Genomic DNA, 8,109 nt, shown 5'->3' with positions numbered 1-8,109 from the left:
CAATGCAGGTGATGATCGATACAAGTAAAGAAACGCAAACTGCGTATGCACAGAATGGTGAGGCTCAAAAAGCGGTAACTGTTCCGTCTATTAATTAGCAAAACAAAAAAGCGGCGCAAATTTTTGAGCGCCGCTGATTTTCACAATATCAAACTCATTTTAAAATAGGCTCTCACTCAATCCCGAACTCTCCCACATATTCCCGTAGTTTTCGCACAATTAGCTATAGAGTTTTTGTACATTGGATCATTTGGGGTATAGAAAATCTCACAAGCCAATCAACACATCGTGAGGTGAACTCGCTCCCACCACAGTATCAGCACAGTAAAACATATAAGCACAGTGCAACATGGTGGAAGGTGGTTTACCCGCCGATGGGTTGTAATGAAGTTCCTGCAAAAAACCATGTACATTAAAACCCGTTTCAACACTCGCTCCCAGTAGATACACAGCGTTAACTCTCATTGAAGTTTTGTATTCTTTCTTTAATTTTAGTGCTAGAAACTCCTTGGGTATAAGGGATATAAACAACCTGAATATTTTGTGGTGCTAAAGCTGCTTCCAATGCCTGCCAGCGGGGTGTGTGTTGCCATTCATCACCGCAGATCACAAGGTTTACTCTTTGTTGTGCGATCCAGTGCGCTGCTCGCTCAGTATCAGCCATTGGTGCACCGACTAAAACCGCTTTATCTACGCATGCTAATGCCTTAATAATACTTAAGCGCTCGTCTTGATCCATTATTGGCGGTCGTCCCTTACTTTTTAACGCAAAAGCATCCGGTGCGACCCCAACAACTAAGTAGTCTCCGTGTGATTTCGCTAACGACAAATACGTTAGGTGACCAGGGTGAAGCAGATCAAAAAAACCAAGGGCTAAAACACGGCACGGCTGTTGTGATTTCATCTGCTTCTGTACGAACTGCATAAGATTTTTTAAAAGACTGTCATGAGGCTTGAACTTTAATAGCACCTTAAGCATGGCATGCATTTTTTTGAAGTTGCCTTTTTTCCACTCAGTGTAGAGGTGAGAGTAGGCATAACAGTAATATAAGTAGGAATCTTGCATAATATTCGGGGCGCAGACGATGGTATCAAAATTTGTGTCAGGTATTTTCCAATCCAGCCCATATAATGCTTGTAAGATTTGCTCTGGATACTGGGGATAACAAATTTCTCCCGCAGGTGAGCTGATGCTCACAACTTGAATAGCAGAGAAGCGCGTCACTCTATTCCAAGTAAAAGGTACGTCTTGCATCCATAAACCTGATATGGTGTCTCCAGTGCTTTGCTCTGTGGCATAACCGCAAAGGTCAAGCACTAAGCCTGATTGGTGGCGAAAACACCGAGGGTTTATAAGTCCATAGGATTGCGCTTCTTCGTGCCAGCCAAGATGCTGTAAATGTTCGATTGCGCTTTTCATGTGAGACCAGTCGATACCAATATCAACATCTTTATCATTTTCTAAGAGCTGACCTTCACGCTCTAACCCAAGCAAAGTACCAGCCGTAGGAAAAGCATAAAATCCCGCATTTTTTAAGGATGACAATGTTTGTAGTAATAGGTGTAATGCGCTTTCAGGAGTTAGTTTAGTTGAGCCCGCGCTTTCATGTATTGATACTTCGGATGATTGAACTGCTGCAATGTTTGTCATTGCGTCATGCTGCAAGCGCCATCCTAGTGCTTGATAGAAGGTTTGAGCGGCGAGTGGTAGTTGTCTGTTTTGTTGATAACTGCGAGCGAGAATATAATAGCTATCTGGTACATCTGGGTGTTTATGTAGCAGTGCTTCAAGTTGTTCAATCCATTCACTCCCGGCTTGTCTACGCTGTGCCAATTGTGCGAGATATAAAATGACCTGCTGGGTGGGCTGCTGTTGATATAGTTGCTGAAATGCTTGCTCTGCTGCTTGATCTTGGCCTGAAGTAAAATACTCGATGGCCTGTGTCATCTTTCTATTAAGTTGTGACTGTTTAATTACTGTGTCTTTCTGCATCGATTAAATACCTTGTTGTGCTGCTTTTAGTTTTTGTAGTCACAGAGTCCATGTTTTGATAACCCACTTTAATGGATTTGATGTGTTTAATGTGAAGTCGCTAGCAATTTTATACTGCTGCACGCTCAGGCATTTTGCCAACCAGCGGAAGCTTCACTATGATTACTTTAAATCAGGAAATCGGAGAGCGAAAGTGCTACCAATTTTAATTATAGTTTCTTCTCTGACAGTACTCGCCCCTGATGAATTGTTTAAGACATTGCAGGTTATTCAAGATTTAAACATCTCTAACCCAACACAAGCAACTCGAGTATATGAAGCAGCGTTACCCAAACTTCCAGAACAGCCTTCTAAAGGTATCTATGAGTTACATCGCGCCGGTTTAGAAGCTGCAATTAAAACAAACGATACGGTCAGAATTCGTGAAATAGTAGCGCTATTTTCCGACAATACTGAGTGGCTTGCGTATTTGCAGTCCGAAAAGGGGCAAATTGCAAATTACCTCGCGATTTATTATCGCCGGATCGGTAAGCCTGCGCTTGCGCAAAAAAACTATGAATGTGCACTTAAGTACTCAACTCACGAGCAAAGGCCACTTATCGTTAATAATCTTGCCGTTTTATATCGAACAACAGGGCAGTTAGAAGAAGCAATCAATATTTTAGCGCCGACATTGTCTGAGGTGAAGGATGAACAACTGGAAGCGGCACTTAACAATAACTTAGCTAATGTTTATTTTGATATGAGTAAGTATCAGCATGCTGCAAGACTATATAGGCAAGCTTTCCTCTATCATCAAAAAGCAGAGCAAGCATACGAAGCGAGTTATACAGGGTTAAATTTATTAAATGTTTACCTGCTTGCCAATCAGTGGAAAAACTATAGGCGCTATATGAATACAGTGAAAACTCAGCTAAGTGCGGTAGAGGATAAAGAATTATCTATTGTGTTTACTTGGCAGGAGCTAATTTTTCAAAAAAGTAGAAATGGCATACAGCCAAATGCAGATCAAGTAGAGTTTCTTATTTCGACTTTACCCATATTGCTCCAAAGTGATTACGGCAGCAATATGGAGAAATATGTTTATACATTACAGCTCCCAGAGTTGATTGCATCTTATAATGCGCTGTTATCTGAGCAGCAAAAAGTGGCCGCCAGTGTATCGACGGATACTTCGCTACCGGAAGTTGCGCTATCTTGGTGTGAACACTAATCCATCACAAAAAACTATTACCACAACACTGCTCTTTATACTTTGAATGGTAGATGTATCAGTTGGGAGCTGATAAATAATGAGTACCTTTGACTCAACCATCACAGAGTAAAATCAAAGGTCAAAAGCGAGTTCAGAGTTAGAAAGTCCACGCTAGGTGTAGCTGGGGAGCAGATTCATTGGTATCTGTGCCAAGTTTGTTACGCCAATATTGCCATTCAACACCTAACATTAACTGGTTGTCAGGCATACCTACCGCGTTGCCTAGATCCCATTGTAGAATTGGCTGCGCGAGCAACCAGCCTTTTACGTCATTACCCAACTCGTTCTCTCGCTTGCCAATATATTCTACGTGACCTGTGAGATAGAACTTTTGCTCGCCAATTGTAAAGGGGTAACCCCAAGCGAGATCTATCATCCAGCTATCACTTTCTTTAGGCGCACCGCCATGACTAATACCTTGGCTATCGTCTTGATAAAGTGTGAATGTAGAAGAGAAAAAATTGAACCCGTCAAAATTCCAATTTACTTTGACACCAGGCAAGTATTTCATCACCTTAGCGTCTCCGGCTGCATTGAAACCCATGGTTAAGCTAACGTCAGCTATGGCGTCGAAAGAAGACTTAAAGCCTGCAATCTTTGACATCGAGAAGCTCGAATACCACTCTCCATAAAAGTCACCGTCTTGGTATCCATCACTAAGGTCATCTTTGCTGTAATCGATAAAGAAGAAATTATCGCCGTAGCGATATCCAGACGCATGTTGTAATGAGTAAACCGTTGCCGTTGCTTCGCTTCTGCTAAACGGGTTTTTGAAATCACCGTGGTTTATATGTAGTTGTGTTGTACTCCAATCAGCAGCATAACCAAATGTGCTAAAAGCGAGTGAGGAGGAAATGATGAGCGTGTTGATTTTCATTTATTAATTCGGATAGCGTTAAAAATGAAAGTATAACAAAAGCGCCCAAAGTTGGGCGCGTAAACCGAATAAATTATGCTTTATTTCTTCTTAGGCAGATAACGGTAATGGCGGTGAAAGCCAAAATGAAACAGTAATAAGAAGAGCTAGATACATCCCAAGGGCTGATTTTAAACGTGGCCCCGAGTAGCAGCGCTTGTGCACCATAGGGTAAAGAGCCTTGCATAACACAAGCGAAAATATCTAATAAGCTTGCTGAACGTTTAGCTGAGATCTTTCCATCGTCAGCCAGTTTTTTAGCGACAGGGCCTGCAACTATGATACTTACCGTGTTATTTGCGATACACAAGTTACTTGTTAACACGAGTGCAGCAATACCGAGTTGATCTGCAACTTGACGGTGCCATTTCGCGATAATGCTGGTAATTTTTTGGATTTGTTTGGCTAAAAAATCTAGGCCGCCATTGATACGAATAAATTCAGATAAGCCACCAATGAACATCGATAGCAAGAAAATCTCCTGCATATCACTAAAGCCTTTATAGATATCGTTTAAGAACGCAGCGCCTTGATAGTCACCGGCAAAACCCATACAGCCGGCAAAAACGATACCACTAAAGAGCACCACAAAAACATTGATACCAATCACCGCCAAGACCAAAATAAATGCGTATGGTAAAACTAATAACCAATCAAACGGCTTGGTTTCTACAATCTGCGGCTCTGGGGTTAAAAACACCAAGAGTAAAACAGTCAGCAGTGCAGCTGGTAGGGCTATTTTTAGATTCTCTCTAAATTTATCTTTCATTTCACAGCCTTGCGTTCGCGTTGCTGCAATTGTGGTATCAGAAATAATGGATAAGTTATCGCCAAACATTGCCCCCGAAACGATGGTACCAGCCATAAGTGCTGGATCAATTCCGGTTTTCATCGCGACGGCAACAGCAATAGGTCCAATTGCACCAATTGTGCCCATGGAGGTTCCCATTGCGGTAGAGACGACAGCAGAAATAAGGAACAAGCCGGGTAATAAAAATGCCGGAGGAATAAGTGATAAACCGGCGTTAACCACAGCGTCAACACCGCCAGTGGCACTTGCAACCGCAGAAAAAGCACCTGCTAATAAATAGATGAGGCACATGGTGATAATATTGCTGTGTCCTGCGCCTTGAATAAAAGTTTCGACGCTGCGGTTGATAGTATCTTTATTAAGTAAAAAAGCGAGAACGATGGCTGGTAAAATCGCAACAGGAGCCTTTAATTGATAAAACGCATAGTCAACGCCTTGCGATTGCAAATACAATCCTGCGCCAAGAAAAATTCCTACAAAGGTCAACAGCGGCAATAATGATAGTTTTGCCTTTGTTTGATTGTAATTTGGTTGCATAGCACTCCTCAACAATAAAGCACAGCCAATAGCCAGCTGTAAAACCGCACAACACACCTAATACCAATTGTATTAATTCTCCAACCAATTTGAAGGGTGAATTAGCATATTAGCGTCGTTAAAAATTTCTCATTTAGAACAACTAAATAGCAAAATTTTTGCCTAGCTACTAAGGCTATTTCTCCGCTTCAAAATAGCCCATTTACTTAATGCAATTGGTATAAGGTGAAAATCTCTCAACTTCAATAGGTGAGCGAGCGCGGCAGTTTATATGTTTAGACGTCTAAAGTCTAATGTTTTATTATTTTCAACTTAACTGACTATGACACACAGATACGGTAAACTCTACTCCCGCAAAAACACATTTCTATTATCCGGTTAGCCATCGTTGCTGCCTTGTGGATAATCAACATCGCAAATAAAAAAGGGTAACGTATGACAAGAATAGGTATTTACGGTGCGAATGGCAGAATGGGGTTAGCATTGATTGAAGCCTGTTATTTGTCACAACGAGTAGAGCTGGCCAACGCTTTTGTACGAGATAATTCACAATATCTTGATAAAGCAGTTAATCAATTGCAGCCTCAAGCAGACGCAAATATCTGTTTTAGCTCCGAGCAAAGTAAGCTTGAAAATGTTGACGTATTAATAGACTTCACTTTGCCAGAGGGCATGAAGCAGCATTTATCAGCTGCAATTGCCGCTAAAAAACCGATGGTGATCGGTACGACTGGACTGACAGCAAGTGAAATGGCGCTGTTGGTGGAGGCCGCAAAAGATATCCCAATTGTGTTTTCTCGCAACTATAGCGTTGGTATTAACCTGCTACTTAACTTAGTACAAACAGCCGCACAAAAGCTGGCTGACGACATGGATATTGAAATTTTCGAAGCACACCATCGCAACAAAATCGACGCGCCCTCAGGTACTGCGCTCGCTATCGGAGAGGCGATTGCAGAAGCAAAAGGCTGGCAACATGATGAGGTTGCGGTTTACGACCGAAGTCAGAGCCATGAAGCGAAATCTCAACAAGAAATCGGTTATTCGGTCCTTAGAGCGGGAGATATAGTAGGTGAACATACAGCTTACTTCTCGACAATGGGGGAAAGGCTTGAATTAACACATAAAGCAGCGTCGAGATTGACCTTTGCATCAGGTGCTGTAAGGGCTGCGCAGTGGCTAAAAGATAAACCAGCAGGCCTTTATGATATGCAAGATGTGCTAGATTTAAAGAAGTAAGTATAACATTTTGAGGCTTTAAAGCAAAAAAAGAGTTTAATGGCTTATTTTTATAATTTTTGTGATTTGTATTAGACGAAAAGGCATTCATGCTGTAGACTATAACGAATTTGCCAAAATTTTAATAACTGCGTGTTACCAAGCGCTTTGTAGACGGGATGTTGAGCGTTTTGCTTTCGCCCGTTTTTTACTATTAGGAGGTTAACTTGACTAAATCCGCTCTGTTAGTCCTTGAAGACGGCACGGTGTTTCGCGGTACTGCTATCGGTGCTGACGGTATGTCAGTCGGTGAGGTGGTATTCAATACGTCAATGACGGGGTATCAAGAGATCTTAACGGATCCTTCATACGCGGAACAAATCGTTACGCTTACTTACCCACATATCGGCAACACCGGTACTAACAGCGAAGATGAGGAAGCGGACAAGATCTGGGCAAAAGGCCTAGTGATCCGTGACTTACCACTGCTTGCGAGTAATTTCCGTAACGAACAATCATTGAGTGATTACTTGAAAGAACGCAATATCTTAGGGATCGCAGATATTGATACTCGTAAACTAACTCGCATTTTACGTGATAAAGGCGCCCAAAATGGCTGTATTATCGCAGGTGAGGAAGTAGACGAGCAAAAAGCGCTAGAAGCGGCGCAAGCATTCCCTGGCTTGAAAGGGATGGATTTAGCAAAAGTAGTAACAACAGAATCTCAGTTTGAATGGCGTGAATCAAGCTGGACTCTAGGCGAGGGCTTTAAAACGCTTTCTGCTGAAGAAGAAAAATTCCATGTTGTTGCGTACGATTTTGGTGTGAAAAAGAACATTCTTAGAATGTTAGTTGATAGAGGCTGTAAGTTAACCGTTGTTCCAGCAGAAACCTCCGCTGCTGACGTACTTGCATTAAACCCTGATGGTATCTTCCTATCAAATGGCCCTGGCGACCCTGAGCCATGTACTTATGCCATTGAAGCAATCAAAGCATTTTTAGAAACAGATACACCTATTTTTGGTATTTGTTTAGGCCATCAATTATTAGCACTAGCTTCTGGTGCGAAAACAGTAAAAATGAAGTTTGGTCACCATGGTGGTAACCACCCGGTTAAAGACTTAGATCGTGATGTCGTGATGATCACTGCACAAAACCACGGTTTTGCTGCTGATGAAGCAACGCTTCCTGATACGCTACGTGCAACGCACAAGTCACTGTTCGATGGCACACTGCAAGGTATTCACCGTACTGATAAGCCAGCGTTTAGCTTCCAAGGTCACCCTGAAGCAAGTCCTGGTCCACATGATGCGGCACCGCTATTCGACCATTTCATTGAATTAATGCAATCTCGCAACGCTTAATTAGACCGGAGTAAT

At 42.2% G+C, this 8,109-nt stretch carries 7 protein-coding genes; 3 read left to right on the top strand and 4 right to left on the bottom strand.

What is annotated here, in order from left to right; all coding sequences use genetic code 11:
• Positions 1-267 precede the first annotated feature (267 nt).
• Entirely contained in the window at positions 268-465 is a 198-nt protein-coding gene (locus DS891_RS05285) for a hypothetical protein (protein ID WP_174169066.1), read from the bottom strand.
• Positions 455-1,993, bottom strand: coding sequence for an adenylyltransferase/cytidyltransferase family protein (locus DS891_RS05280; RefSeq protein WP_174169065.1), 1,539 nt, complete (start codon positions 1,991-1,993; stop codon positions 455-457). Before DS891_RS05280 ends, DS891_RS05285 begins: the two co-directional genes overlap by 11 nt.
• Before the next feature lie 193 nt (positions 1,994-2,186).
• Here DS891_RS05280 and DS891_RS05275 point away from each other — a divergent pair, with 193 nt between their 5' ends.
• Positions 2,187-3,206 carry a tetratricopeptide repeat protein gene (locus DS891_RS05275; protein WP_174169064.1) on the top strand — a complete coding sequence of 340 codons (1,020 nt, stop codon included), beginning with the start codon at positions 2,187-2,189 and terminating at the stop codon, positions 3,204-3,206.
• Positions 3,207-3,345: 139 nt separating this feature from the next.
• On the opposite strand, the gene DS891_RS05270 is transcribed toward DS891_RS05275, so the two are convergent.
• On the bottom strand, positions 3,346-4,125 hold the full coding sequence (locus DS891_RS05270; RefSeq protein WP_174169063.1) for a nucleoside-binding protein: 780 nt from the start codon (positions 4,123-4,125) through the stop codon (positions 3,346-3,348).
• A gap of 73 nt (positions 4,126-4,198) precedes the next feature.
• A complete protein-coding gene (locus DS891_RS05265; protein ID WP_174169062.1) occupies positions 4,199-5,512 on the bottom strand; it encodes a Na+/H+ antiporter NhaC family protein in 1,314 nt (437 codons plus the stop codon).
• Positions 5,513-5,947: 435 nt separating this feature from the next.
• Here DS891_RS05265 and dapB point away from each other — a divergent pair, with 435 nt between their 5' ends.
• A complete protein-coding gene (dapB, locus tag DS891_RS05260) occupies positions 5,948-6,751 on the top strand; it encodes a 4-hydroxy-tetrahydrodipicolinate reductase (RefSeq protein WP_174169061.1) in 804 nt (267 codons plus the stop codon).
• Between the two features lie 206 nt (positions 6,752-6,957).
• Complete coding sequence (carA, locus tag DS891_RS05255) at positions 6,958-8,094, top strand: glutamine-hydrolyzing carbamoyl-phosphate synthase small subunit (protein WP_045962293.1); 1,137 nt, start codon at positions 6,958-6,960, stop codon at positions 8,092-8,094.
• Positions 8,095-8,109 lie beyond the last annotated feature (15 nt).

The sequence above is a fragment of the Pseudoalteromonas sp. JC28 genome (assembly GCF_013319255.1).
Lineage (GTDB): Bacteria > Pseudomonadota > Gammaproteobacteria > Enterobacterales > Alteromonadaceae > Pseudoalteromonas.
This window is presented reverse-complemented; position numbering and strand designations above follow the sequence as displayed.

Coding starts and splice junctions, on each gene's coding strand:
- DS891_RS05285 (WP_174169066.1), bottom strand. CDS start 465: ATGAGAGTTAACGCTGTGTATCTACTGGGAGCGAGTGTTGAAACGGGT.
- DS891_RS05280 (WP_174169065.1), bottom strand. CDS start 1,993: ATGCAGAAAGACACAGTAATTAAACAGTCACAACTTAATAGAAAGATG.
- DS891_RS05270 (WP_174169063.1), bottom strand. CDS start 4,125: ATGAAAATCAACACGCTCATCATTTCCTCCTCACTCGCTTTTAGCACA.
- DS891_RS05265 (WP_174169062.1), bottom strand. CDS start 5,512: ATGCAACCAAATTACAATCAAACAAAGGCAAAACTATCATTATTGCCG.
- dapB (WP_174169061.1), top strand. CDS start 5,948: ATGACAAGAATAGGTATTTACGGTGCGAATGGCAGAATGGGGTTAGCA.